Consider the following 24,803-nt stretch of genomic DNA (forward strand, 5'->3'; position numbering starts at 1 on the left):
AGGTACGGAATGCCGAACGATCGTGTCGTCCGCAGCCGGAGGGGCCGAATCGCCCTGACCTGCGCGACCTTGATGGCTTCGTTGTTGATAGTGACTGCCTGTGCGGGCGTAGAGCCGGACACTGCGTCCCGAGTGGGTGGGCGATTGCCTGCGGGTGAGAACCGCGAGCGACTGTTCGACATCGTCGAGGTGCTCGTAGATATTGCAGCCGAGCGGTCGGTCACTCCCGGGCAGGTCGCGCTGAACTGGGTTCTGCAGCGCCCCGCCGTCTCCTGTGTGCTCGTCGGGGCTCGCGATGAGCGTCAACTGGACGAGAACCTGGCTGCCGCGACGTGGTCCCTCTCTGCCGAAGAAATGAATCGCCTGGATGCAGTGAGCGAGACCCCCTGGCCCTACCCGTACAACGCCTACGCCGACTACGCGGGTTCACGAAATCCTTAGTACACCCGTGGCCGCTCGGTCTCGCCGATCGTGCCAGGGCCCTGGGACCACGGAGCTCGTGACTGACCCTCAGCGCAGGATGCCCAGCTCCCGGGCAGCAGCTACGGCTGCGGTGCGGGAGGAGACGTCGAGCTTGGCGTAGATGTGCACCAGGTGCGACTTCACGGTGGCATCGCTGATGTGCAGCCTTGCCGCGATGTCGCCGTTCGTGTCGCCTGCGGCGACCAGCCGCAGGACTTCGGTCTCTCGGGTGCTGAGGCTCGGCTGCGGCGACCGCATCCGGGCCAACAGCCGTCCGGCGATCGCTGGGGCCAGGGCGGTCTCCCCGGCGGACGCGGCCCGGATCGCGGCGATCAGTTCATCCGGCGGGGCGTCCTTGAGCAGGTAGCCGCTGGCACCGGCCTCGACGGCGCCGAGGATGTCGCCGTCGGAGTCGTAGTTGGTGAGGACCAGAACGGCGGGAGCGTCGGTGAGGGCCCGGATCCTCCGAGTGGCGTCGGCTCCGTTCGTCTCGGTACCGAACTGCAGATCCATCAGCACGATGTCGGGGGAGAGTTCGGCGGCGAGCCGGACGGCGTCGTCGGGGTTCTCAGCCTCGCCGACCACCTCGAGGTCGGCGTCCCCGGCGAGCATGGCGCGCAACCCGGTGCGGACGACGGGATGGTCGTCGGCGAGCACGATCCGGATCATCACCCCTCACTTTCCACGGTCGGGACCGGAAGGACCGCCGTGATGGTGGTGCCTTGGCCGGGAGCTGAACCGATCTCCAGCGTGCCATCGAGTTGGGCGACGCGTTCCTGGATCGCCCGCAGACCGAAGGAGTCGGCTTGGTGCGGATCGGCGACCGCAGTGCTCACCTCGAAGCCACGACCGTCGTCGCTGACGATCAGCGCGACCTCGCCGTCGCCGTCGCGGAGTTCGACGGTGATGTGTGCGGCGTTCGCGTGCCGGACGGCGTTGGAGAGGGCGCCCTGGGCGACGCGTAGCAGAGCGGTCTGGAGCTCCATCGGTAGCCGCACTTCGGCGGCGGTGACGTCGATCGGTATCGCGGCCCGACGGGCCTGTTCCTCGCCGAGACGGCGCAGGGCCGCGGCGAGCCCTTGGTCCAGCCGGGCCGGGGTGAGTTCGCGGATGATCTGACGGGTCTCGGCGAGGCTGTCGGCAGCGGTCTCGCGGGCCAATTTCAGGTAGCCGGCGCCGGGTTCGGGAGTGTCGCGTTCAGCGGCTCGCAACAGCATCTGGATGGAGGAGAGCCCCTGTGCCACGGTGTCGTGGATCTCCCGGGCCAGGCGGGCCCGTTCGGTCAGGGCGCCCTGCTCGCGTTCGGTCGCGGCCAACTGCTGTCGGGTCCGGAGCAGTTCGGCGAGCAACTGCTCCCGTTCCGCTGCCTCCCGGGTCAGGGCACGGTAGGTCAGTCCGATCAGCAGCGCGACGACGGCCCCGACCAGCGGCCCGATCACGCCCCCGACGCTGAAGCCCAGGTGCAGGCCGAGCGCCAGGATCGCGAACCCGGTGGTGACGATCACCGCCGCGATCCCCGCGGCCCGGGGCAGAACATGCAGGTAGAGGAAGAAGAGCGGGAAGACGATGTAGGCACCCTCGGGGCTCAACCAGACCAAGAAGGCCCACAGCAGGGTGAGGCCAGCCAGCCAGGCGAGCGCCAACCCGCGTGCAGACGGCGCACCTGCGTTCCGTCGCGCCACCGCAGCGCCGGCGAGGTAGACCGCGGTGAACGCGACACCGAGGACCAGGGTCCAGCCGGCCGCAGGCGCGGAGACCACATAGGCGCGCACCACGGCGAACGCCGCGAGCCCGAGCAGCAAGGAGTGCAAGCCGAACCGGAGTCCGGTGAAGACCGGAGCGAGGGTCGAGTGCGACATGACGCCTCCAGCCTAGGCGAGCGGCCCGGCTGGGCCATCAACCGAAAGTTGGAGACCAGATCCGATGGAAAGACCGATGTTCGGAGCCGGGCTCGGCGAGAGGGTTGAGGTGATGCTCGCGCAGGGTGCGTGAGCGGGGAGGCAGAACGTTGTTCGTCGCGTGGAGAGAGCTGCGTTTCGCTCGTGGCCGGTTTCTGTTGATGGGCGCGGTGGTAGCCCTGATCACCTTGTTGGTGGGGTTCCTTGCCGGGCTCACCGGTGGGCTGGCAGCACAGAACGTCTCGGCGGTGTTGGAGCTGCCCGCGGATCGGTTGGTGTTGCAGCAGCCGGACAACGGGAGCCCCAGCTTCGCCTCCTCGACCCTGGACCGGCAGACCGTTCAAGCCTGGGCGCGAGCAGACGGTGTCGAGGCGGTGACGCCGATCGGCATCGTCCAGTCGCGGGCCACCAGCAGCGCCGTCTCGGAGGCCACCGGCGTCGCGCTCTTCGGGCTGCCTGAATCTGCTGGGTCAGGCTCCGATCCGCTGGCGGCGTTGATTCCTGGCTCCGACGGCGAGGTCGGACTCTCCGCCGGGGCGGCCGAGGCGCTCGACGCCGCCGTCGGAGACACGATCACTGTCTCCGGCACCGTGTTCACGGTCGCCTCGGTCGGTGACGACCTCTGGTACAGCCACACTCCGGTGGTCGCGATGACGCCGCAGGCCTGGTCGGCGGCGAGCAAGCAGGTCGGGGGTACCGGCGAGGCGACCGTGCTCGCCGTCACCGGCTCGCCGGACTGGACGGCGGTCGCCGATGAGACCGGAACGGTGGCGCAGACGCCGCTGGCGAGCCTGACGGCGTTGGAGGCGTTCACCTCCGAGATCGGGTCGCTGGGACTGATGATCGCCATGCTCTTCGGCATCTCCGCCCTGGTGGTCGGCGCCTTCTTCACCGTCTGGACGATGCAACGGGCCAGCGACATCGCGGTTCTCAAGGCGCTCGGCGCCACCACCGGTTCACTGGTCCGTGACGCTCTGGGCCAAGCACTGGTCGTGCTGGTCAGTGGGATCGCGGTCGGGCTGCTTGCCGTGGTCGGGCTCGGTGCCGTTGCTGGACAGGCGTTGCCCTTCATCCTCAGCCCGCTGACCACTCTGGCCCCGGCCGCCGTGATGACCCTTCTGGGGCTCGCCGGCGCGGCGTTCGCCCTGCGCTCGGTGACCAAGGCCGACCCTCTGACCGCACTCGGGAGCAACCGATGATCGAACTCCGCAACATCACCCTCACCTTCCCTGATGGCGAGAGCCGGATCACCGCCGTCGACGACGTCACCCTGGTCGGGAGGAACGGCACGGTCACCGGGATCACCGGCCCGTCGGGGTCGGGCAAATCCAGCATCCTGGCGGTCGCCGCGACGCTGATCCGCCCGGACCAGGGCGCCGTCCTGATCGGCGACGGCGATGACATCGTCGACGCGACCCGCCTCACCAGGGCCGAAGCCACCGAGCTGCGGCGCGACCGGATCGGCATCGTCTTCCAACAGTCCAATCTGCTTCCCGCCCTGACCGCGCGGGAACAGTTGGAGGTGATGGCGCACCTCGGCTCGCGGAACCCACGCTCCCGGGCCAAGGAGATCGGCGCGCGGATCGACGGGTTACTCGCCGCGGTGGGCCTCGCGGAGCATGCCGAGAAGCGGCCCCATCAGCTCTCCGGCGGGCAACGTCAGCGGGTCGCGATCGCCCGCGCTCTCGTCCACGAACCCGAGGTGCTGCTGGTCGACGAACCCACCAGTGCCCTGGACCAGGAACGCGGCGCGGAGATCATGCAGTTGATCGCCCGGCTCACCCACGAGCGGGCCACCGCCACGCTGCTGGTCACCCATGACCTGATCCATCGCGACGCTCTCGACGACCTCGTCACGGTCACCGACGGACGGATCTCCGTTCACCCTCAGGCGGCTACCGCGGTGAGGTAGAGGTCCCCGAGGTAGCCGGCGCCGAGGATCGCGGTCCAGGCACCGAGGACCAGGAACGGGCCGAACGGCACGGCGCTGCGGCGTCCGGCGCGGTGCGAGGCGATGAGCAGGACGCCGACCACCGCGCCGAAGACGAACGAGAGCAGGGCTCCGGCGAGCAGCGTGCCCCACGAGAGCCAGGCTGTCATCGCGCCGACCACACCGGCGAGCTTCACGTCCCCGAACCCCATCGAGCCGGGGGCAGCGAGCGCGATTATCAGGAAGATGCCGAAGAGCATCAGCCCGCCGACCAGCGCGCGGAACCCGGCATGAGGTGCCGCTGCGACCACCAGCAGCGCAGCCAGGATCGGATAGGCCGGAACCACCAGAGCGTTGGGCAGCCGACGCACGTCCAGGTCGATCAGGCTCAACGCGATCCCCAGTGCGGCGAAGGCCCAGTAGGCAGGGAGCGCCGCCGGGGTTTCGGCGAACCGCAAGCCGACCAGCACGAAGACCAGTCCGGTCCCGGCTTCGACGAGCGGATAGCGAGCGCTGATCGGGCTGCGGCAGTCGTAGCAACGGCCGCGCAGCATCAGCCAGCCGAGGACCGGAACGTTGTGTCGGTTGCGGACCGGGGATTGGCAGTTCGGGCAGTGCGACCCCGGCGCCACCACCGAGAGCCCGAGCGGCACCCGATGCACCACCACGTTGAGGAACGAACCGATGGCGAGGCCGAGGAGCCCGCCGAGTACGGCGATGGTGAGCCGGACCAGCTCCACGTCGGTCATCGCCGGTGGTTCCAGTTCAGGACCGAGATCTGGCGGTTCGGCGGCCCTGGCGTCCCGCCGTTGTCGAAGAGCTTCACCCGCGCCCGCAGTTCGGGTTGACCACTCGGCGCGCAGCCGCTGGTCACACCGGGGCACAGATAGACCTCCAGGCGGACCAGGGTGGTCTCGAACCCGAACCCGGGGGAGTTGTCGGGGAGCTCGATCACCGCGCCGGGGTAGGCGAACGAGCCGGTCTCGAAGACGTCGAGGGCCCGGGCGATCACGCCGAACCGGAAGACCGACTCGTTGATGTTGTTCAGCTCCAACGAGATCGAGGCGAGCGGCAGGTAGGTGGTGCCCTGGATGTAGAAGGAGGTCGAGTTGCCCATCGCCTGCACAGCCGGGGTTCCGGCGACGGCGGCGACCGTGTTGCCACTGATCGCGGTGCTGGTCTGCCCGCGCAGGGTCGGCAGGTAGTAGGTCAGCTCGAGGCGGACCGCGTCGAGCTGGGAGGTCTGGTTACGGGCCAGCGAGGCGTCGAACTTCACCGACGCGCCGGTGAAGCCGCTGTCGTGGACGACCTTCTGGAAGGTGCCCCATCCGGTCCGCGCCGCGAGGTCCACGGTCTCCGTGCCCAAGGTGGTGCGGGCGGGAAGGGCGTAGGTGATCGGCGCGGTACCGACGGCCGGGGTCAGCGTGACGCTGTTCGCGTTGCCGGTGGACCGGTGGGTGACCTTCAACTTGGCGCCGGTCAGTACCGCGCCGGGCGGCAGCGCTGTGCTGGGGCTGAACCCGGTCATCGTGATCGAGTTGGTCTGCGCGCTGTTCGGGCCGGAGCCGTCCCGGGCCCAGACGGCCAGGTTCGCGTTGGTGGTCTGGTTCCCATCGGCCTGCTGAAGGTTCGCCACGGTGGCTTGGGTGAAGGTGCCCGCGGCACCGGCGGGCGTCACGGTGGGCGGAGCCGTGGTGGTGAGCTCGTTGGCCCCGGTGATCACGGTCTGGGTGGCGGCTCCGGTCTTCTGGCCGTAGATCGCGATCGGCGGGCGGTCCGGGTGGTAGCTGGCGCAGATCTCCACCGCGCTGGCCTGGCCGTTCGCGTTCACCTGCATCCGGCTGTCGCCGCCGAAGATGAACTGCACGCCTTGAGCGTTGACATCATCGATCGGGTTCACGCACCGGCCCGGCACCGTGGCGCCGCCGCTCAGGGTGCCGGCGACCAGCGTCTTGCGGCCGCCGATCCGCCACAGGTTGCCGCCGCCGGTTGCGATGTCGGTGTCGTAGAGGACGTCGGCGGAGTTGTTGTGGAAGTCGAAGTAGTAGGCGCCGGGCTCGAAGTGCAGGAAGCAGGTCTGGTTGGTGTCGGTCAGCGCGTTCAGCTTGCTGACGTCGTCGTAGTAGCCGGCCTGCAGGGTGACGCTGCCCCCGTTGCAGTTGGCCGGGGGTGTCCGCAGCGTGGGGACACCGAGGCCGGCGAGGTCGAGATCGCTGCGGTAGTTGGGATCCGCGGCACCGCCGGCGTTGCAGTTCACCACCGGCGCCGACATCGCCGCCACCGGGGAGCACCCGGTCCGGGCCCGGATCGACTCGGTCGACTCCAGCACGCCGTTGTTGTCCCGGACGATGTCGGAGTTCGACCAGATCCCGCCGCGAACCCGGAAGGCCGCGCCGGCGCCGTTGGTCTTGAACCTGAAGCCGGTCTCGCCGCCGGTCCCCAGCGTCAGGATCGCGTTGCCGGGTTTGTTGGCGTTGTTGATCGGGACCGCCGAACCCTGTTGCCCGGAGGCGTCCTCCGGCGTGCACTTGACCGCGGCGCTCATCGCGCTCTGGGTGTCGCCCGCCACCTTCGGCAGCAGATTGTTGAGGGTCAGGACGTTCTTGACGGCGCCGCTGGTGTCGTAGCCGAAGCAACCGGTCCCGGTGGCGTTGGTGTAGTACCAGGGGGACGGCTCACCGTTGCCGATGTTGTGGCCGGTCCGCAGGTCGTTGATCGCGACCTCGGCGGCTGCGTCGGCGGCGTAACTGGTGTTGGCGACGTCGCGCAGGGCGACCGTGGCACGGATGCTGCCCTGCCCGCGCCCCAGGACCGCGGTGGTGACCAGCGCGACCGTGGTGACCACGACCAGCGCGATGATCAGCACCGCACCGCCGTCGTCGCGCATCGCCCGCAACCGACGAGCAAGGAATGAGCTCATGATTGTCTCCGTTCGCCAGACAGCGTGGCGGTGAACGCGGCGTTGTCGGTGCGGCCCCGCTCGTAGGCAGAGATCCGCAGGTCGATGAAGGTGGGCACGTTGCTGCCGGTCCCGGAACAGGCGACGTTGCAGGTGATCGTGGGCTGCGAGTCCAGGCTGCGCGCGACCACGGTGGTGGTGTCGACGTTGGCTCCGGTGCAGCGGACCCGGACCAGTTCGCGGGCGCCGTCGGTCGGCCGGGTCAGATAGCTGACCGTGACCACGGTGGCCGGCGCGGTGGAGTCGAGGTTGCCCGGTGCGTACTGACTCCACGCCAGCGTGGTGACCACGGTTCCGCTGGGCAGGCTGCAGGCCGGCGTCACGTTCACAGACTGCTGCAGGGGAAAGGTCTTGGTCGCGGAGTCGTAGCTGCGCACGCCGATGCTTGCCACGTCACGTTGCCAGTAGGCGGCGGCGAACTGCACGGCCTGGGACTCGGTCATCCGGGCCTGGGTGTCGACGGTGGTCCGGAAGTAACTCATCACCACGCCGACCAGGCCGACGGTGACGATGCCGACCATGGCGACCGTCATCACCAGTTCGATCAGGGTGAACCCGTCGTCGTGACGGCGTTCGGCGCGGTGGCCGCGGTCGGCTAGCTGCATGACGATCCCGCCCCACAGGGCCGGCGCAGCACGATGGTCAGCGACTCGGCCGCACGCCCGTCGGCGCTGCTGACGGTGAGCAGCAGCCGCTGCACGCCCTTGTCCTGACAGCCTGCCCCGGCGGCCGGTGCGCCGTTCCCGTCAAGAGGAACCGCGGCGCTGTGCCGCAGGGTGAACCCGGCGGGCAGGGTGCTCACCTTGTTGGTGACGGCGGCGACGTTATAGGCGTTGCTGCCCGCGCAGGCTTGGTAGTTGCCATTGCCGACGTAGCTCTCGATCGCCTCGGCGTAGCTGCGCGCGTAGGCGCCGCCGGTGGACTGTTTGCGGTGGATGTCGGAGGCTTGCACGCTCAGCTGGAGGCCGGCCAGGATGGCGACCGCCGCGATCGCCAGGATGGAGAGGGCGACCAGGACTTCGACGAGTGACTCGCCGCTCTCGTCTCGGAGCCCGCGCTTCATCAGATCTCCACTTGGTTGAAGATGCCGTACATGGCCGAGACCAGGGCGACCGCTACGAAGCCGACGATCAGGCCCATCACCACGATCACTGCGGGTTCGAAGAGCGCGGTGACCTTCTTGATCTTGTAGTCGAGTTCGACCTCGTAGTACTGAGCGGTCACCTCGAGTTGGGTGTCCAAGGTGCCGGTCTCCTCGCCGACCCGGAGCATCTGGGTGGCGGTGCCGGGGAAGAGTTGGGTGCGAGCCAGCGGGTCGGCCATCCCTTGGCCTTCGAGCATCTGCTCGGTGACGCCGTTGAGCCTCTTGATGAAGACCCGGTTCCGCATCGAGCCGGTCGCGACCGCCATCGCGTCCGGGAGGTTCACCCCGGCGCTGACCATCGAGGCGAGCACCCGGCAGAAGCGCTCCACCAGCATGTACTGGATCGTCTCGCCGAGCACCGGTAGCCGCAGTAGGAAGGCGTCGCGGGCGTACTTGACCGGATAGAACCGGAGCAGCAGCCAGCCGATGAGCAGCAGTGCGGCGAAGCCGGCGAGCAACGCCCACCACCATTGACCGATGAAGTTGGTGAAAGCCAACAGGATCCGGGTCGGCAGGGGGAGCTTGGCGTCGAAGGTGGCGAAGAAGTCCTCGAACTTCGGCAACACGTAGATCGACAGGACCAGGACGGTCACCACCGACATCGCGGCGATCACCGTCGGATAGATCAGCGCCGACTTGATCTTGCGACGCGACTCCAGGTCGCGTTCCAGGTAGATCGCCAACCGGCCGAGGGCGGTGTCCAGTTCGCCGGTGAGTTCGGCGGAGCGGACGATGCCCCGGTAGTACTCGGGGAAGACCTTGGGGAACTTGTCCAACGCATCGGAGAAGCGCTCGCCGGTGCGCAGTCCGTCCTCGATCTCGTTCATCATCCGGCGGACCGAGGAGTTCTCACTCTCGGTGCCGATCGAGTGGACGGCGTCGATGATCGGCAGCCCGGCCCGGAGGAACGCGGCGATCTGCCGGGACAGGTGCATCACGTGCTCCCGCTTGATCCGGGGGCCCGAGATCTCGTACCGGAGCAGGCTCTTCTTCTCGGTCACCCGCAGGTTGCGGAGTTCGCGTTCATAGAGCGCGATCTCGGCATCGCTGCGGCTGTTGGCCCGTTCGGTCCCTTTGACCTGGACGCCGGCAAGGGTGGTGCCGACAAACGCGTACCGGTGCATCTTCAGACTCCCGTGACATAGATGGAACGCATCACTTCGGCGGCAGTCGTGGTGCCGTCCTGGACGAGGCGTGCGGCCTGCTCCCACAAGGTCCGCATGCCTTGGCTCTGCGCCAATTTGCGCATCTCGTCGTGCGGGGCCCGATCGATGATCAACTCGCGCACCTGGTCGGTGACGGTCAACAGTTCGTAGACGCCGATCCGCTCGAGGAACCCGGTGTGCGCGCAGAAGTGGCACCCGGTGCCGCGTCGGTAACCGCCCACGGGTTCGGCTCCCTCGAACATCCGCAGGAAGCCGAGCTCCTCAGGGGTCGGTTCATACGGCGCCAGACAGGAGGTGCAACTGCGCCGCACCAACCGTTGGGCGACGACCGCGGTCACCGACGAGGCGATCAGGAACCCTTCGATGCCCATGTCGAGCATCCGGTAGAGGGCCGCCACCGCCTCGGTAGCGTGCAGGGAGGAGAGCACCAGGTGACCGGTCAACGCCGACTGGACGGCGATCCGCGCGGTGTCGCGGTCACGGATCTCGCCGACCAGGATGATGTCGGGGTCCTGACGCAGGATCGACTTCAGTCCGGTGGCGAAGCTGATCCCCGCCTGTTCGTTGATCTGGATCTGGTTGATCGAGTCGAAGGTGTACTCGACCGGGTCCTCGATCGTCATGATGTTCTTGTCGGGCTGGTTGAGTTCGCCCAACGAGGCATAGAGAGTGGTCGTCTTGCCGCCGCCCGTGGGGCCGGCGCAGATCACCATGCCGTAAGGCGATCGGATCAACCGGCTGTACTGGTCGGCGGTGTCACTCGGCATGCCGAGTTGGGCGAGTTGGAAGAGGGGCCGGCTCTTGTCCAGCAACCGCATGACCACTTTCTCCCCACCGACCACCGCCGTGGTGGCGACCCGGATGTCGACGTCGCGGCCCTCGACCGACATGCTGATCTGGCCGTCCTGCGGCCGGCGCCGCTCGACGATGTTCATCTGGGCCATGATCTTGACCCGGCTGACCAACGCCGGCCCGATCGATCCGGGCAGGTCGAGCACGTCGGTCAGGGCGCCGTCGATGCGGTACCGGATCCGGACCCGATCGCCGCACGGCTCCACGTGGACGTCGGAGGCCCGGTCGCGAAGTGCCTGGGTCAGGATCATCTGCACGACCCGGACGACCGGTGCGTCCTCATTGACGTTGGCGGTCTCGAGCTGCGCTGCCTCACGACGGAGTTGGTCGCGGGCTTCGTACTCACGGACCTGACCGCCGACCTCGCGGGTTGCCGGGTAGGCGGAGTCGAGGGCACGGTCGAGGTCGCGTTGGGTGGCGACCAACACCGTGACCGGACGGTCGAGACACCGCGAGATCGCTTCGATCCGCGCTGGTGCCGGGTCGAGCACCGCGACGGTGACCGTGTCGTCGTTGACCGCGAGCGGCAACGCCACCAAGGCACGTGCCTGGTCCCGGTCGAGGAGAGCGATGGCGTCGGGGTCGGGCGTGGTCTCGCGGAAGTCGACCAACGCGTGTCCGTAGTGGTCAGCCAGGGTGCGAGCCAACGTCGCTGCGTCGATGGTGTCGGTGGCGATCAGCTTGGCGGCCAGGGGTTCGTCGCCGGAGACGGCCCGGACGGCGTCGACCTGGTAGGGCTGGAGACGGCCGGCGCTGACCAATACCTGGGCCAGGGTCTCGTCCGCGTCGGCGGCCGAGGGGATCAGCGGCTCCGGATCCATCCGGTGGCGGGCGAGGGTGAACTTCATGGCCGGTACCTACGCCCTCAGGCTGCTGGTGAGGTGCGGACGGGTCTCGATGTCCTTGGGGTGCAGGCTGCGGGCCGCGGCCTCCGCCAAGGTGACGGTGCCGTCCGCGATCAGCTGGGACAGTGACTGTTCGAGGCTGACCATCCCATCGCGGTGACCGGTGACCACCGAGTTGCGGAGCTGATGGGTCTTGCCTTCCTTGATCAGGTTCCGCACGGCTGGCGTTGCCACCAGGACTTCGTAGGCCGCGACCATGCCCCCGCCGATCCGAGGGATCAGTCGCTGGTAGACGACGCAGCTCAGGGCTGCGGCCAGCTGGACCCGGATCTGGGCCTGCTGTTCCGCAGGGAAGACGTCGATCATCCGGCCGAGAGACTGGGCGGTGTCGTTGGTGTGCAGGGTCGCGAAGACCAGGTGGCCGGTCTCAGCGACGGTGAGGGCGAAGCCGATCGACTCCAGGTCGCGCATCTCGCCGACCAGCAGGACGTCGGGGTCCTCACGGAGGACGGACCGGAGTGCGTCGCTGAAGGCGTGGGTGTCGGTACCGACCTCGCGTTGGTTGACCGCGGCGCGCTTGTGGTCGTGGACGTACTCGATCGGGTCCTCGACGGTGATGATGTGGCAGCCACGGTTGGTGTTGATCAGGTCGACCAACGAGGCCAAGGTGGTGGACTTTCCGGATCCGGTGGGCCCGGTCATCAGGATCAGGCCCTGGTGGCTCAACGCGAGTTCGCGCAGCACCGCGGGGAGCCCGAGGTCGTCAGGCGTGGGGATCTCGCGCGGGATCATCCGCAGCGCGACAGCGGTCAATCCCCTTTGGGTGAAGGCGTTTCCGCGGATCCGGGCCCGATTCCGCCAGGAGAACGAGAAGTCGAACTCGTGGCGGCTCTCCCATGCCGCGTGTTGGTCGGTGGTGAGTACCTCCGCGAGGAGGGCGTCGACGTCAGTCGCTTCCAGGGTCGGCTCGCCGTCGACCTTGGCCAAGGTCCCGTCGATCCGGACCATGGGCGGGAGTCCGACCGTGAGCAACAGGTCGGTGCCCTGGGCCTCCCAGAGACCGCCGAGCAGGCGGTCGATCCGGAGACCGATCTGGTGAACAGTGGTGTCCATGGTGTCCCCTCGTTGGTTCTGACCGGGGGAGGGCCGCCGCACCAGGCGGCCCTCCCACTGGTGGTGCGGGCGCCGTAGCTCAGTCGCAGTCGGTGCCCGGCGTGAGGGTGTAGCCGGTTCCGCCACCGGTCTGGGTGTAGGTGACCGCCACGTTGGCGTCGCCGTCGCTGGGGTCCTCGGTCAGGAAGTTCGGCATCAGGGCGGCAGTGCTCGCCGGGTAGGCGCCGTTGTCGTCGTTGGCGTAGAACGCCTCGATCGCCGTCTGCGTGGTCTTGTAGTTCGACTTGCACGCGGCCTCTTCGCCGGTGTTGGTGATGCCGCGCACCGAGAAGACCACGATCGCGGCGAGGACGCCGAGGATCACGATCACGATGAGCAGTTCGATGAGGGTGAAGCCCTCGTCACTGCGGCGGTTGTTGCGGGCATGGTTGATTGCACGTTGGATCATTGGTCCGTTCCCTTTTCGTGAGTGTGAAGGGAGACTCCCGAGCGCCCCGATTGGATGCCGTCGACCTATGCGGCGCTTGCCCCCCAGACAGACGTCCATTGGCGTGATCCGCAATCGACTGAAGCACTCTGAACGTAAAACCACCTCCGGACCGATGGCGCCACAGGAGCCGGTAGTTGATCAAAAATGGGTAGAGCCCCCGATTCCTCACCGCGTAAGGGGATCGAAGTGTCTAGACAGCCTGCGCCGCACTGATCCCGATTGGGCCTTTTGATCCCACTGGCGTAACGTGGTCTTCACCGACGCGGGGTGGAGCAGCTCGGTAGCTCGCTGGGCTCATAACCCAGAGGTCGTAGGTTCAAATCCTGCCCCCGCTACCAAAAGATCGAGGCCAGACATCGTCTGGCCTCGATCTGTTTCTGTAGGTCGCCATGTCATCCGCGAAGCGCGGAGCGAAAAGCGATGGCTCTGCGGTGAGCGTTGTGGCTAGCGTTTCGCCATGAGTGGAACCAGGGTCATCTCCGGTGAGCGCACGTTGCCTGCGGGCTTTGCCCATCCGCACGCGTCCGAAGAGGCGCGTGCGATCGCGGAAGCTGGGCTGATCCTGCGAGTTCAGGTGGGCTCTGGTGTTCATGGCACATCGGTCAGTGGTCAGGACGATCGGGACGAGATGGGAATCTGCCTCGAGCCGCGTGAGTTCGTGACGGGGCTCGCCCGGGTCCAGCGGGGGACCGACGGTGAATCCGAGGTTGAGTTCGAGCAGTATCAGCGCCACACCGTCTGGGACAAACCTGGCGGGCTCGGGAACCGAAGCGGAGCTGGCGACCTCGACGTCGTCATCTACTCGGCGCGGAAATGGTGCCGCCTCGCGTTGGCCGGCAATCCGACCGTCCTCCTTGCACTGTTCGTACCGGACCACGAGGTCGTCTTCCGCGCCGAGGTTGGCGCGGAGCTGGTCGACAACGCGCATCGGTTCGTCTCCAAGCTCGCGGCTGCCCGGTTCCTGGGTTACCTCCAGAGTCAGAAGGCAGCGATGCTCGGCGAATCAGGGGCGCACACCAACCGGCCTGAGCTCGTTGCTGTTCACGGCTACGACACGAAGTTTGCGATGCACGCGCTGCGATTGGGCGTGCAAGGAGTCGAGCTTCTGCGCACGGGCCGGATCACCCTGCCCGTGCCCGAGCCCGACCTTTCCTTCCTGCGGTCCGTGCGGCGCGGGGAGGTCGCGCTACCTGAAGTGCTGAAGGCCCTCGACGACGCCGAGGCCGCGTTGGTCGCGCCGGGTGCGGATTCGACCGTGCCCGACGAGCCGGATCGGCAGTGGGTCAACGACTGGCTCCATCGGTCGCACCTTGCGTACTGGGAGCACGCGTAGGGAGCCCGTACCTGCTCGTTCGGCCGATCCGCTCCGCAACGCAGGCGCTTGAACCAGAATGCGCGGTGTGACTCGACACCCTCAGCGCTGGTGGCGCCAGCGAACGGCTGCGGCCGGCCTGTGCGCTGCGCTCGTCGTATGTGCGCTCGCTGGTGCAGCACCTGGCGCGACCGCCGGCGACGATGATGGGTCGCAGCCGCGACTTCCGACAGTCGTGAACGCGCCGGGTACCTGGTCCAGCGAGGTGAATCGGTCCGGGCCCGTCGCGGCGATCGGCCTCGCCATGCGAACCATCCCTGAAGGGATCACCGGCGAGCGTCAGCAGTTCGCCGGCTTCGCGACCTCTGCGCTCGATGGGCGTTCGTCGTGGCTCGAGCTGCCCGGATTCTCTCGACGAGGCTCGGGGTGGACCGAGGGCGTCGCGGTATCGCCCGACGGGCGATGGCTCGGATGGGTCCGGTCCTCCCCTCGTCGAGTGAAGGGCTGGGCGATCAAGGACACCAGGACCGGTGCGGTCCGTCACCTCGACGTCGACGGACACCCTCGGATCTTTCTCGACATGTCGGGACTCACCTTCTCGGGCGACTCGCGCTACCTGCTGACCACCTTCGAGACCGCCGTCAAGGCGAAGGGACGCCGTGGCCGCCAGGGGCGCTTCGTCGCATGGCGCGTTGAGGACGGTACGGCGATCGACGTGGAGGCGCCGGGGACGCGCGGGCCGGGAGCGTTCGGGTCCGCGGGCACTGGAGTCGTCTGGTCGCGAGGGAGTCAGGTCTTCCGCTCCGATCTGACGACGGGGCGCCGCAGCGTGGTCACCCTGCCGCGCATCGTACAGATCGCCTCCTGGGCGCCCGGCGACGCCGCCTTCGCCTACGTCGGGCGCCCGGTGCGGAAGAAGGGGCAACCGCCGCCGGATGAGCGGCTCTACGTCGGCGCCTCCCCGGGCACTGCCCACAGAGCGGTGAAACTGCCGTTGACCAGCCCGATCGGTGAGCTGCTCACCTGGCGCGACGCGACCCATGTCGTCGTGGGCAACTATCGGGGAGGGGCCCATGTCATCGACATCACCGACGGTAGCTACCAGACGCTGGACCTGACCGGAGCGGGCGAACTGCTCAACCCGGCGCAGTTGGCGTCCGGGTTGTGGGCACAACCTCTACGGGAGCCGGAGGCGCCGATCGGAACCAGTGATCCGAGGCGACCCTGGCGGTGGGTCGGCCTCTTCGCCTTCGCTGCCCTCCTGGCCGGTGGCGCAGCCGTTCTGCGCCGCGCCGACCGGGCTGCGCGGCGCCGTGCGCCACACCTTCAGGTCAACGAGGGGGAGCAGTCATGAGTCAGGTGGAGACCGCACAGCCGGTCGGCGCGCTTCCGAGGGCCGCTTGGGTGATGGCGTGGCTGTTCCTCATCGGGCAGGTCGCGGGGCTGATGGTGCAGGGCCTGACCCGCTCCGATCCGGTGGGGGTGCTGATCTCGGTAGTGCTGACGGCGTTGCTCACCTGGTGGTTCGCGAGTGGCGTGCTCGCGGCGCGGACAGTCCGGCTGGTGATCGTGTGGATCCTTCTTAGCGCCGCGGTCGCGTTGGGTTTCGTCTGGATAGCGATCGGCGGGGACGAGGTAACAACCGCCGACGTCGTCACGTTCGCCTTCGCGGTCGCACAGCTCGTCGCCCTCGGTTCTTTCTGTTCCACGGACTACTTCAAGGAGCGCCGGGCGGGCCGTCCTGCTTCTCGCGCCGCGGTGGAACCGCTGCTTCTGATGGCCGTCCTCACCGGCATCCTTGGTGGCTTGACGGCGCCCACGTACTCGGCACAGGACCCGTCGCCGACGCACTTCCAGATCAGGCTGTAGCGGCGGCGTCACGCCGTCCGGTTCGCGCGCCAGATCGACCTTGCCGGGACCAGCGCGGTGGTGTCGGAACCCACGTCTAGGGTCGGACGGAACCGGACTGCGAGCTGGAGCTGTCGGCCCACGTGGGTCATGGACCCGACCGCTTCACTCCATTGACGATTCCTTTAGATGGGAGATATCTTCCAGTTATGCGTAGCGATGGGCCGGCGCTCATGCCGATCTTCCGTTCACAGCATCAGGCTGAGCTGCTGATGTGGCTCTTGCTGCACCCAGAGCAGGAGTATGGCGTCAGCGAGCTGGCCAAGCGTCTTGGGGTTCCGCTCACGACGCTGCACCGGGAGATTGTTCGACTGGATGACGCGGCATTGGTCTCGAGTCGCAGCCAGGGACGCAATCGGCTGATCCGGGCGAATCCGGGACATCCTGCTGCCGGGGCGCTTACGCAACTGCTGGAGATCACTTTTGGTCCCCGTGCGGTGATTGCCGAAGAGTTCGCCGCTCCGGGTGTGAGCCAGGTGGCGATCTTCGGTTCGTGGGCCGCCCGCTACGAAGGCGAGACTGGTCCGCCCCCGCGAGACATCGACGTGCTCGTGGTTGGCGCGGCCGATCGCGCTGACATCTACGACGCAGCCGACCGCGCGAGCGCCCGACTCGGCATCGAGGTCAACCCGGTCCTGAGGAGCGAAAGACAGTGGATTGAGCCAGCCGATGCTCTCGTTATGCAGATCAAGGATTCCGCGCACGTCGTCGTGCTTGACGCCCGCGATGAGGGAGCGGGTTGATGGGCCGCTGGGCGCGAGGCGAAACCGAAATCGCTGCCTTGCTCACTTCTGGTGAACTCCAGAAGTTGATCGGAGGCGCGGCCAACGGTGAACGCCTCCTGCAGAAGGCCGCTACCACGCTCGCCACGGCACGCATGGTCTCTGAGAGCGACCCCGATTCAGCGCTTGTCCTCGCCTACGACGCTGCCCGGCACGCCCTGACCGCACTCCTTGCGCAGCAAGGACTGCGGTCAACGAGCAGGGGTGGCCACTACGCCGTGGAGCGGGCGGTGCGTGCCCAGTTCGGACCTGGTTTCCGGCAATTCGGTGCCCTGCGTCGCCGCCGCAACGAACTGGAGTACCCCGAACGGCCGGGTGACGACGCTACCCAGGTCGAAGCAATCCAAGCGGTTGCCCACGCGCAGGGGATCATCGCCTCGGCTGAAGGGCTCCTTGGCCAGCTTGGACTTTTCTAGCCGCTCCATCCGAGCGGGGCTGAGTACCGAGCCGGGAGCGTCACGCCGCCCGTACGCAGGAGCATTGAGCTGCCGCCAGCGTGCCCTGAGCGGCTTCAGCTTCGGCAGCCGTTCGGGCCAGGACGGTTCCGCTCGGTGCCGGTGCGGGCGCCGGTGCCGGTGTAGCGGTGGTCGGCTGGGCCGCTTCGTGAGCGGGCCAGAGAGACCGCGCGGCGAGCGCGGCGACGCCGGCGATCACCGCGAGGGTGGTCCAGGTGGGGGCGAAGCCGGCGTTCGTCGCCATCCAGCCGGCGATCGGGTAGGTCGCCAGCCAGGCCAGGTGGGAGAGCGAGAACTGGGCGGCGAAGACCTCGGGGATCCGGTGCGGTTCCACCGAGCTGCGGAGCACCCGTCCGGTCGGCGTGACGATCAGCGCCATGCCGCCACCGACCGCGAACCAGAGGGGCGCGGTGATCGCCCACGATGAGAGCTCAGCGGTTGCGGTGAGTGCTGCGATGGTGGTGGCCGCGACAAGGACGAGGGCGCCGGTCAGCATGACGGAGCGCTCGGCGATCCGATCGAGGACCCGCGGCAGCGCCAGCGCGACCAGGAGCGTGCCACTCCCTGATGCGGCGAGCATCCACGCGACGTCGGACTGGTCGCCGCCGAGGACGTCGCGCACGTAGTTGACGGTGTTGACGATGACGATCGCGCCTGCCGCAGCCACCACCAGGTTGAGCGCCAAGATGCCGCGCAGCCGGGGGGACGCGGTGAAGGTGCGGACCCCCGAGGCGACCCGGTCCCAGGGATTGGTGTGGCCACTGGGGCGGGCGTCGGGCACGCGGGTGGCGAGGACCAGGAAGGCCGAGACCGCGAAGCCGATGGTGGTGCCTACGAAGAGCCAGTTGAAGGTCATGAAGCTGAGCGCGACGGCGGCGAGCACCGGGCTGAGCAGACTCTCCATCGTGTAGGCGACCTGGGAGGCGGACAGCGCTCGGGTGTAGTCGGCCTCAGCGGTCACGATGTCGGGGATGACCGCCTGGAAGGTAGGTGTGAACGCTGCCGAGGCTGCCTGGAGAGCGCCGATCAGCACGTAGATCTGCCAGACCTCGGTGACGAAGGGGAGAGCGACTACCACCGCCGCGCGCACCACGTCGAGAGTGACCAGGAACGCGCGGCGGGGGAGCCGGTCGACGTACGCCGCAGCGAGCGGCGCGATGACGACGTAGAGCACCATCTTGATGGTCAGGGCAGTGCTCAGGACGACGCCCGCGCGCGGCCCGGCGAGGTCGTAGGCGAGCAAGCCGAGGGCGACGGTTGCCAGACCGGTCCCGAAGAGTGCGATCACCTGGGCGGTGAACAGGTACCGGAACTCGCGGATCGCGAACAGGTTCATCTCAGAGGTCCTTGCTGGGTGGTTTCGGTCAGTGCCTGACGTGAAACCGCCTACCCCTGGGGGCAGTCGTCAGGACTTGATGAGCCGGGTGATCGCGTTGGTGACTTCTTGGAGCTTCGCCTCGGCGGCTTCGTCGTCACCCGAGCGGGCAGCGTTGACCACACAGTGCTTGATGTGGTCGTTGGTCAGGCCGACGGCGACCGCCTGGAGTGCACGGGTCAGCGCGCTGACCTGGGTGAGGATGTCGATGCAGTAGGCGTCCTCTTCGACCATTCGGGTGATCCCGCGGGCCTGGCCCTCGATCCGCTTGAGGCGGTTGAGGTAGCGAACCTTCTCTGCGCTGTAGCCGTGCTGGGTGTCGCCGTGCTTGTCGGCCATGGCAGTACTCCTTCTGTCTCGGTGGCGAGAAGTCTAGGTACTGCCGACGCCGAGGCGGCTCAGTGCCGGTCGGCGGGTCATGCCGCTGCGGCGTACTTCTCCGGGTCTGCGTCGAAGAGTGGGCCGCAGGCCGGGCAGCAGAACCAGTACCGGGTGCCGTTGTAGTCACGGAAGAGCCCGGCTGCTTCGGCATTCGCCTTGACGACGGGGGTGCCGGCCATCACCGGGCAGGTGGCCTGTTCCGCGGGAGCGGTCGTGACGGCGGCGGCGTCGTGGGAGCAGCAACTGCTCGCTGCGGCCGGAGCTTCGGGGGCGGGCGTCGTGGTCGCGGATCCGTTGCACATGGGTGTGTTCCTCTTCGTTGTGGGTGGTGATCTGACTTCCTTCGCAATACCCCCTATGGGTATCGCGACATTCGGAACCGTATACCCCCACTGGGTATTCCGCAACCGACGTTGACGCGTTCGTGCAGTCGGAAAGGTGGTGAAGTGGATCACGACTGTTGCGTACCCCCAGGGGGTATTGCTATGTTCGGCACATACCCCAGTGGGGTATACCGGAGAATGAGTAAGGAATAGGAGAACGTCATGAATCAGTCCGAGGCCGCCGTCATCCCTGGAGGGCTCCAGGTGTCGCAGGGCGGGTACACCCTTGCCCTCGCGGCCGCCGACTATGTCGACGGTGTGCAGGGTGTCGACTTCCGGATCATCGGCCCCGACGGCACGCCGGTGACGGCGTACGAGAAGGAACATGAGAAGGAGCTGCACCTGATCGCGGTGCGCCGCGACTTCGCCGGGTTCCAGCACGTCCACCCGACCCTCGACCGTGCGACCGGAGTGTGGTCCGTCGACCTCGACCTTGAGCCCGGAGCGTGGCGGATCTTCGCCGACTTCGTCCCAGCAGGAGGCGGCGCGGGCCTGACGCTCGGCGTCGACCTTCTGGTGGATGGCGAGGTGCGGTGGCAGCTGCCGTCCGAGGAGGTCCGCGCTGCCGTGGCTGGCGACTACGAGGTCACGGTGGCTGGCGACCTGGCTGCGGGCGCGCACACCATGCTCGACTTCGCGATCGCCAAGGACGGCGAACCGTTCACTGCCCTGGAGCCCTACCTCGGCGCCTACGGCCACCTCGTGGCACTGCGCGAAGGCGACCTGGCGTACCTGCACGTCCACCCGGGCGGGGAGCCGGGAGACGGCGTGACCGAGCCCGGTCCGTCCGTCGTCTTCGGGACCGAGGTGCCCAGCGCCGGCCGCTATCACCTCTTCCTCGACTTCCAAGCCGACGGCGTCGTCCACACTGCCCAGTTCGCGCTCGAGGCGCGGGCCGGGGCTCATCGAGCAGCTTATGGAGGCAGCCACGCGCACCATGGCCACCACCACTAAGCCGTCGACGGCGAGAAGGGGGCTGACCTGATGCGCGGGATCTCTACGAGCGCGACGACGGCGCTCGCCTACCGGGTAACGTCGTGGGCATGGGCTTGCCTAGCGCGTTGTGCGGTGGATGCTGCCTTGGCACGCAGTCAGCGAGAAGGTGAGCGATGACCGCCGGTGAAGAGCGGGCCGCCGCGGCGCTGACTGCCGCTGGTGTCGACCACACCATCGTGCGGCACGGGCCAGTGACCTCCCTGGAGGAGGCGGCGCGCGCCCGCGGCGTCACGCCCGACCGGGTGATCAAGACCCTCGTCGTGCGCCGCGGGCCCGACGACTATCTTTTCGTACTGGTGCCTGGTGATCGGCAGATCTCCTGGCCCAAACTGCGCACCCTGCTCGGCGTGAACCGTCTCTCGATGCCCGACGCAGGCACAGCCCGCGACGTCACCGGCTACGAGCGTGGCACCATCACGCCTTTCGGCTCGCTGCGCCTGTGGCCGGTGGTGGCCGATCTCCGGGTCGACGGAACGATCTCGATCGGTGCCGGTGCCCACGGCGTCTCGGCCACGGTCTCGGCCGGGCACGTGGTTCACGCCCTGGGAGCTGCCGTCGCCGACGTCACCGATCCGATGATGTAGAGCCTCGGCGCTCAACCACGTGGATAGTAGGCCGGAAGCTGGGCATCGACGTTGATCCAAATGGCCTTGGGGGAGGAGTACTCCCGCATCGCCTCGAAACCCATCTCGCGGCCGTACCCGGACACTCCGACTCCACCAAAGGGTGATCCCGGGTTGACCCGCTTATAGGAGTTCACCCAGACCATCCCGGCCCGCAGATCGCGGGCGATCCGGTGGGCCCGCGAGAGGTCGCTCGTCCACAGACCGCCGCCCAGGCCATAGGCGACATCGTTGGCGATGGCTAGCGCCTCGTCCTCGGTGGTGAAGGTATGCACGGTCATGAACGGACCGAACACCTCTTCCTGTGCGACCCGGGCGCCTGGGTCGACCTCCACGATCGTGGGCTCGACGTAATAGCCGGCTGCCAAGGCGCGATCCTGAGGCACCCCGCCACCGGCCAGGACCTTTCCGCCATCTTGCTGGGTGAGGGCCAGGTGGGTCAGCACGCGGTCTCGGTGCATGGCGGAGGTGAGCGGGCCCATCTCCGTTGCCGAGTCTTTGGGGTCGCCTACCTTGATCGACCGGGTGAGGGTGACCAGTCGCTCCATGAATTCGTCCTTCACCTTCGCGTGGACGATCAAGCGGCTCGCAGCGATGCATGCTTGGCCCTGATTGTGAAAGATCCCGAACGCGGTGCCGTTGACCGCGGCAGAGATGTCCGCGTCGTCGAAGACGATATTGGCGCCCTTGCCGCCCAGCTCCAGATGGACCTGTTTGAGCGTCTCGGCCGCGCTCCGGGCGATGCCCTTCCCTACCGCTGTACTACCGGTGAAGGAGACCTTGGCGATGCCCGGGTGATCCACGATCCGGGCCCCGGCCGACGCCCCGAATCCAGGCACCATGTTGATGACGCCCGGCGGGAACCCGACCGCGGCGGCCAACTCGGCCACGCGCAGGGCTGAGAGCGGGCTGATCTCGGAAGGCTTCATCACCACGCAGTTGCCAGCCGCCAGCGCAGGCCCCAGCTTCCAGCTGGTGAACATCACTGGGAAGTTCCACGGCACGATCTGCCCCACGACTCCGAGCGGTTCCGGCAGGACGTAGTCGAGGAAGCCCTGCTCGACCGGGATCACGCTGCCCTGGAACTTGTCCGCCATGCCGCCGAAGTAGCGGAAGGTGGCGGCCGTGCGCGGGACGTCGAGGCCACGGGTGTCGCGGATCGGATGACCGGTGTCGCGGGTCTCCAGCAGGGCAAGGTTCTCGACGTCGTCATCGATGGCGTCAGCCAGACGGAGCAGGAGCCGACCCCGCTCGGCAGCGGCCATCCTGCTCCACGCCGGGAAGGCGGACGTCGCCGCGGCAGTCGCGCGGTCGACGTCCTGCGCTCGGGCCTCGGCGATCTCGGCAAGTACCGAGCCGTCATGGGGATCGAGGGTCTCGAAGGTGGCGCCTTCCACAGCGTCCACGAACTTGCCGTCGATGAAGAGCTTGTGCTGCACGTCAGAACTCGATCGGATAGGTCGGCGCCTGGCCCGAAGCGATTGCTTCAGGGATCTTCTCGGAGTTGTTCTCCCAGACCAGCAACATCGAACGCTTCGGCGAATATCCCTGGTGCCGAATATCTGCGGGCATCGCTGAGACGTCCCCTGCCCGCATGGTCACTCTGGCCCGAACCGCGCCGGTGTCGCGATCCTCTACCTCCCAGGTGATCTGGTCACTGAGCTGGACGAACCACTCCACGCGGTCGTTGCCGTGGATGATCGGAAGGAGGTACTCCTCGGTCGTCGGGCAGGCCAGCGAATCCTTACAGACGCTGACCACCGACGGGTTCCAGGTGACGTTCGACCTGGAAAGGTAGGCAAAGAGGCTGAACGCCGCTACCTCACTCTCAAAGCCCGGCTCCGCCTCGACCACCGGTTCGCTCTGGTCCACGTCGGCGAACATCCGGTTGATCGGATAGCCCGATGCATCGTCCCGCACTTGCTCGTCCCCGGGCACGCCGACCATCCGAGCGGCGGCAACTCGCTGACGGGTCACGGCCGCCGTGTTGTTCCCGTTCTTAAGGCCGAATGCGGAACCGGTCTCATGGGGAGAAGCGAAGGGATCGAACGATTCATTCGTCCAGTCGTCGAGGATCGCCTCGAATGTCGCGCGGATTTGCGGGGTCTCCATCGTCTCGCTGTAGTCCAGCTCTGCCTTGCGGTAGGACTCGTTGAAGCGACCCGCGAAGATATCGACGGTTCCGTAGTGGTTCAACGTGCCGAAGACGCCGTCGAAGTTGACGATGCCATAGAAGAAGTCCCAGGCCACGTCACGCTGGAGGGCGCGGAGGAAGGCATCGGCGCTCATCATGTGTTCGCCGGTGGGCCAGCCGATGTAGACGAAGAACTCGTCGCGCCGGAAGGTGAACTCACCGAGGGCGAATTCGCGATAGCCGTCGGAGTTGACCTCGGCGGACTGCTGAACATGGTGGGTCTGAGTGGTGGTCATCGAGTTCCCTTTCCGGGTGGCGTAGGTCAGACGGTCTGGCAGATTTCGGACCAGCGGTATTGGGTGAGCTCCCCGCCGATGGTCTGGATCAGAAGCACTCCTGCGTCGCCCTTCTTAACGAAGCGGTACGCGGAGCCTTGGGGGAGAAGTGCCTGGTGGCCACGCTTGAGCAGAATGCGCCCCATCGCGCGACCAACCGGTTCGTGCTCGAGGAGAACGGCGCCCTCGGTGCCAGCAGGCGCGACAGCGGAATCAGGCTTGACCAACTCCACGACGATCTCGGTACCGCCGTCGTCCATGCAGATAGCGAACTCGTCGTGGGTCGAGGCATACCAGGGGGACGTTCCTTCCGCCCGGACGGTCTCCAGCACGTACTCCCAGTTCTTCGCTACCGCCACGCGGTCCCAGGCAGGCATCGTGGAGGCAACGTCGAAGATGTTGGAGAACGCGTAGTGACGGGCGTCGTCCGCGATCAGGTCGACCCCGCCCTTCTGGTGGTCGCGCAGGGATCCGAAGGTCGTCGTGTAGTTCGCACGCTGCAGCGCCCCGCCTTGGGCTGCCTTGGTGTTGGTCATAGGTCCGCTCCTCATTGGTGAAGCGCTCGTTGGCGCTGATGCACGGGTCTCTGCCCCATCGTTGGGGGCCGCTGACGCAGGGGCCAGGAGTCAGCGCGGAGATGGCGGATTTGAGGAGTTCGGGGTGCCGTAGAAAACGGTTCGTGGCGGTGCCACCGCCCTCTGCAAGGGACGGTCCACGAGCAAAGGCGTCGCCCCCACGACGAGTGCCTTCACCTGGGCGAGAACGTCGGCGACGTCACGGGAGAGCGGGAGATCGAGGACAAGCCCATCAGCGCCAGCTCGGGCGAGGGCGAGGACTTGCCCCTGCGCCTGTTCGAAGGTCCCGAAGAGACCGAGATCGCGCGGATGGCCGAGCTCGAAGCGGGGGTCGAGGTCTGCTCTGGCGCTCGCCTCGCTCATCGTCCGTCCTATGGACGCCGGGATGGCCACCAACAAGGGACCAGGTAGTCCCTCGGCTTCCAGTTGGCTTCGCACCTGCGCGACCACCGTGGGGTCGTTGATACGCACCACGTTCGGGGTTTCCGCAGAGAGTGCGGGGAGAATCTGCGCCGGCCGGGCAGCTGCCGCCAACCGTGCCCGGGTCTGTTGGTCGCCGCTCCCTGCAAGATGGACGGCGGAGAGGCCCAACCGACCTGCCATCGTGACGATGGTCAACGCCGTCGCTGCCGGTACTGTCGTCGGCAGGGTGATGGCCAGGGTCAGCAGCTGTCGCTTCATCGGT

Annotated in this window: 27 protein-coding genes and 1 tRNA gene; 11 read left to right on the forward strand and 17 right to left on the reverse strand. The window is 67.5% G+C overall.

Going from position 1 to position 24,803, the window contains the following annotated elements:
- The first annotated feature begins 9 nt into the window (after positions 1-9).
- On the forward strand, positions 10-441 hold the full coding sequence (locus ACLM5J_RS09100; protein WP_413656051.1) for an aldo/keto reductase: 432 nt from the start codon (positions 10-12) through the stop codon (positions 439-441).
- 69 nt (positions 442-510) lie between these two features.
- On the opposite strand, the gene ACLM5J_RS09105 is transcribed toward ACLM5J_RS09100, so the two are convergent.
- Together ACLM5J_RS09105 and ACLM5J_RS09110 are read right to left on the reverse strand one after the other, a co-directional pair.
- A complete protein-coding gene (locus ACLM5J_RS09105) occupies positions 511-1,134 on the reverse strand; it encodes a response regulator (protein WP_413656053.1) in 624 nt (207 codons plus the stop codon).
- Positions 1,131-2,321 (reverse strand): sensor histidine kinase, encoded by a 1,191-nt coding sequence (locus ACLM5J_RS09110; RefSeq protein WP_413656054.1) that lies wholly within the window; start codon positions 2,319-2,321, stop codon positions 1,131-1,133. The genes ACLM5J_RS09105 and ACLM5J_RS09110 overlap by 4 nt, the downstream gene beginning before the upstream one ends.
- Before the next feature lie 200 nt (positions 2,322-2,521).
- Between ACLM5J_RS09110 and ACLM5J_RS09115 the strand changes: the two genes are divergently transcribed.
- Entirely contained in the window at positions 2,522-3,559 is a 1,038-nt protein-coding gene (locus ACLM5J_RS09115; RefSeq protein WP_413656056.1) for an ABC transporter permease, read from the forward strand.
- Positions 3,556-4,272: an ABC transporter ATP-binding protein gene (locus ACLM5J_RS09120; protein ID WP_413656058.1), complete on the forward strand. Its 717-nt coding sequence runs from the start codon at positions 3,556-3,558 to the stop codon at positions 4,270-4,272. Before ACLM5J_RS09115 ends, ACLM5J_RS09120 begins: the two co-directional genes overlap by 4 nt.
- Here ACLM5J_RS09120 and ACLM5J_RS09125 read toward each other — a convergent pair.
- The 8 genes from ACLM5J_RS09125 to ACLM5J_RS09160 all read right to left on the reverse strand — a co-directional run bounded on the left by ACLM5J_RS09125 (position 4,248) and on the right by ACLM5J_RS09160 (position 12,817).
- Positions 4,248-5,039, reverse strand: a complete 792-nt coding sequence (locus ACLM5J_RS09125) for a prepilin peptidase (protein ID WP_413656060.1) — start codon at positions 5,037-5,039, stop codon at positions 4,248-4,250. The two genes, ACLM5J_RS09120 and ACLM5J_RS09125, sit on opposite strands and share 25 nt — an antisense overlap.
- Positions 5,036-7,210: a hypothetical protein gene (locus ACLM5J_RS09130; protein ID WP_413656062.1), complete on the reverse strand. Its 2,175-nt coding sequence runs from the start codon at positions 7,208-7,210 to the stop codon at positions 5,036-5,038. The genes ACLM5J_RS09125 and ACLM5J_RS09130 overlap by 4 nt, the downstream gene beginning before the upstream one ends.
- The gene (locus ACLM5J_RS09135) at positions 7,207-7,854 is read right to left on the reverse strand and encodes a type II secretion system protein J (RefSeq protein ID WP_413656063.1); all 648 of its coding nucleotides are present in this window, start codon (positions 7,852-7,854) and stop codon (positions 7,207-7,209) included. Before ACLM5J_RS09135 ends, ACLM5J_RS09130 begins: the two co-directional genes overlap by 4 nt.
- A complete protein-coding gene (locus ACLM5J_RS09140; protein WP_413656065.1) occupies positions 7,845-8,312 on the reverse strand; it encodes a prepilin-type N-terminal cleavage/methylation domain-containing protein in 468 nt (155 codons plus the stop codon). The genes ACLM5J_RS09135 and ACLM5J_RS09140 overlap by 10 nt, the downstream gene beginning before the upstream one ends.
- Positions 8,312-9,517, reverse strand: coding sequence for a type II secretion system F family protein (locus ACLM5J_RS09145; protein WP_413656067.1), 1,206 nt, complete (start codon positions 9,515-9,517; stop codon positions 8,312-8,314). Before ACLM5J_RS09145 ends, ACLM5J_RS09140 begins: the two co-directional genes overlap by 1 nt.
- A 2-nt stretch (positions 9,518-9,519) precedes the next feature.
- On the reverse strand, positions 9,520-11,259 hold the full coding sequence (locus ACLM5J_RS09150; protein WP_413656069.1) for a GspE/PulE family protein: 1,740 nt from the start codon (positions 11,257-11,259) through the stop codon (positions 9,520-9,522).
- A gap of 9 nt (positions 11,260-11,268) precedes the next feature.
- Positions 11,269-12,369: a type IV pilus twitching motility protein PilT gene (locus ACLM5J_RS09155; protein ID WP_413656070.1), complete on the reverse strand. Its 1,101-nt coding sequence runs from the start codon at positions 12,367-12,369 to the stop codon at positions 11,269-11,271.
- A 79-nt stretch (positions 12,370-12,448) separates the two neighbouring features.
- A complete protein-coding gene (locus ACLM5J_RS09160) occupies positions 12,449-12,817 on the reverse strand; it encodes a type II secretion system protein (RefSeq protein ID WP_413656072.1) in 369 nt (122 codons plus the stop codon).
- Positions 12,818-13,120: 303 nt separating this feature from the next.
- On the opposite strand from ACLM5J_RS09160, the gene ACLM5J_RS09165 reads away from it, so the two are divergent.
- The 6 genes from ACLM5J_RS09165 to ACLM5J_RS09190 all read left to right on the forward strand — a co-directional run bounded on the left by ACLM5J_RS09165 (position 13,121) and on the right by ACLM5J_RS09190 (position 17,277).
- Positions 13,121-13,197: transfer RNA gene (locus tag ACLM5J_RS09165), tRNA-Met, on the forward strand.
- Between the two features lie 119 nt (positions 13,198-13,316).
- A complete protein-coding gene (locus ACLM5J_RS09170) occupies positions 13,317-14,192 on the forward strand; it encodes a DNA polymerase beta superfamily protein (protein WP_413656073.1) in 876 nt (291 codons plus the stop codon).
- Positions 14,193-14,475: 283 nt separating this feature from the next.
- Complete coding sequence (locus ACLM5J_RS09175) at positions 14,476-15,525, forward strand: hypothetical protein (protein WP_413656074.1); 1,050 nt, start codon at positions 14,476-14,478, stop codon at positions 15,523-15,525.
- Positions 15,526-15,530: 5 nt separating this feature from the next.
- A complete protein-coding gene (locus tag ACLM5J_RS09180; protein ID WP_413656075.1) occupies positions 15,531-16,040 on the forward strand; it encodes a hypothetical protein in 510 nt (169 codons plus the stop codon).
- Between the two features lie 188 nt (positions 16,041-16,228).
- Entirely contained in the window at positions 16,229-16,822 is a 594-nt protein-coding gene (locus tag ACLM5J_RS09185) for an ArsR family transcriptional regulator (RefSeq protein ID WP_413656076.1), read from the forward strand.
- Positions 16,822-17,277, forward strand: coding sequence for a HEPN domain-containing protein (locus ACLM5J_RS09190; protein ID WP_413656077.1), 456 nt, complete (start codon positions 16,822-16,824; stop codon positions 17,275-17,277). The genes ACLM5J_RS09185 and ACLM5J_RS09190 overlap by 1 nt, the downstream gene beginning before the upstream one ends.
- A 40-nt stretch (positions 17,278-17,317) precedes the next feature.
- Here the strand turns inward: ACLM5J_RS09190 and ACLM5J_RS09195 are convergent, their stop codons facing one another.
- The 3 genes from ACLM5J_RS09195 to ACLM5J_RS09205 form a co-directional block, all read right to left on the reverse strand.
- Positions 17,318-18,652: an MFS transporter gene (locus tag ACLM5J_RS09195; protein ID WP_413656079.1), complete on the reverse strand. Its 1,335-nt coding sequence runs from the start codon at positions 18,650-18,652 to the stop codon at positions 17,318-17,320.
- Positions 18,653-18,721: 69 nt separating this feature from the next.
- Positions 18,722-19,030, reverse strand: a complete 309-nt coding sequence (locus ACLM5J_RS09200; RefSeq protein ID WP_413656080.1) for a metal-sensitive transcriptional regulator — start codon at positions 19,028-19,030, stop codon at positions 18,722-18,724.
- A 77-nt stretch (positions 19,031-19,107) separates the two neighbouring features.
- Positions 19,108-19,374: a YHS domain-containing protein gene (locus ACLM5J_RS09205; RefSeq protein WP_413656081.1), complete on the reverse strand. Its 267-nt coding sequence runs from the start codon at positions 19,372-19,374 to the stop codon at positions 19,108-19,110.
- 243 nt (positions 19,375-19,617) lie between these two features.
- On the opposite strand from ACLM5J_RS09205, the gene ACLM5J_RS09210 reads away from it, so the two are divergent.
- Together ACLM5J_RS09210 and ACLM5J_RS09215 are read left to right on the forward strand one after the other, a co-directional pair.
- Positions 19,618-20,409 carry a hypothetical protein gene (locus ACLM5J_RS09210; protein ID WP_413656082.1) on the forward strand — a complete coding sequence of 264 codons (792 nt, stop codon included), beginning with the start codon at positions 19,618-19,620 and terminating at the stop codon, positions 20,407-20,409.
- Between the two features lie 155 nt (positions 20,410-20,564).
- Entirely contained in the window at positions 20,565-21,035 is a 471-nt protein-coding gene (locus tag ACLM5J_RS09215; protein WP_413656084.1) for an aminoacyl-tRNA deacylase, read from the forward strand.
- A gap of 11 nt (positions 21,036-21,046) precedes the next feature.
- Here ACLM5J_RS09215 and ACLM5J_RS09220 read toward each other — a convergent pair whose 3' ends face one another.
- The 4 genes from ACLM5J_RS09220 to ACLM5J_RS09235 form a co-directional block, all read right to left on the reverse strand.
- A complete protein-coding gene (locus ACLM5J_RS09220) occupies positions 21,047-22,513 on the reverse strand; it encodes an aldehyde dehydrogenase family protein (protein ID WP_413656085.1) in 1,467 nt (488 codons plus the stop codon).
- A gap of 1 nt (position 22,514) precedes the next feature.
- Positions 22,515-23,504 carry a hypothetical protein gene (locus tag ACLM5J_RS09225; protein ID WP_413656086.1) on the reverse strand — a complete coding sequence of 330 codons (990 nt, stop codon included), beginning with the start codon at positions 23,502-23,504 and terminating at the stop codon, positions 22,515-22,517.
- Between the two features lie 26 nt (positions 23,505-23,530).
- A complete protein-coding gene (locus tag ACLM5J_RS09230) occupies positions 23,531-24,079 on the reverse strand; it encodes a hypothetical protein (RefSeq protein WP_413656088.1) in 549 nt (182 codons plus the stop codon).
- 90 nt (positions 24,080-24,169) lie between these two features.
- Positions 24,170-24,799, reverse strand: a complete 630-nt coding sequence (locus tag ACLM5J_RS09235) for a hypothetical protein (protein WP_413656089.1) — start codon at positions 24,797-24,799, stop codon at positions 24,170-24,172.
- Between the last annotated feature and the right edge of the window lie 4 nt (positions 24,800-24,803).

The organism is Nocardioides sp. Bht2 (genome assembly GCF_047308515.1).
Taxonomy (GTDB): Bacteria; Actinomycetota; Actinomycetes; order Propionibacteriales; family Nocardioidaceae; genus Nocardioides.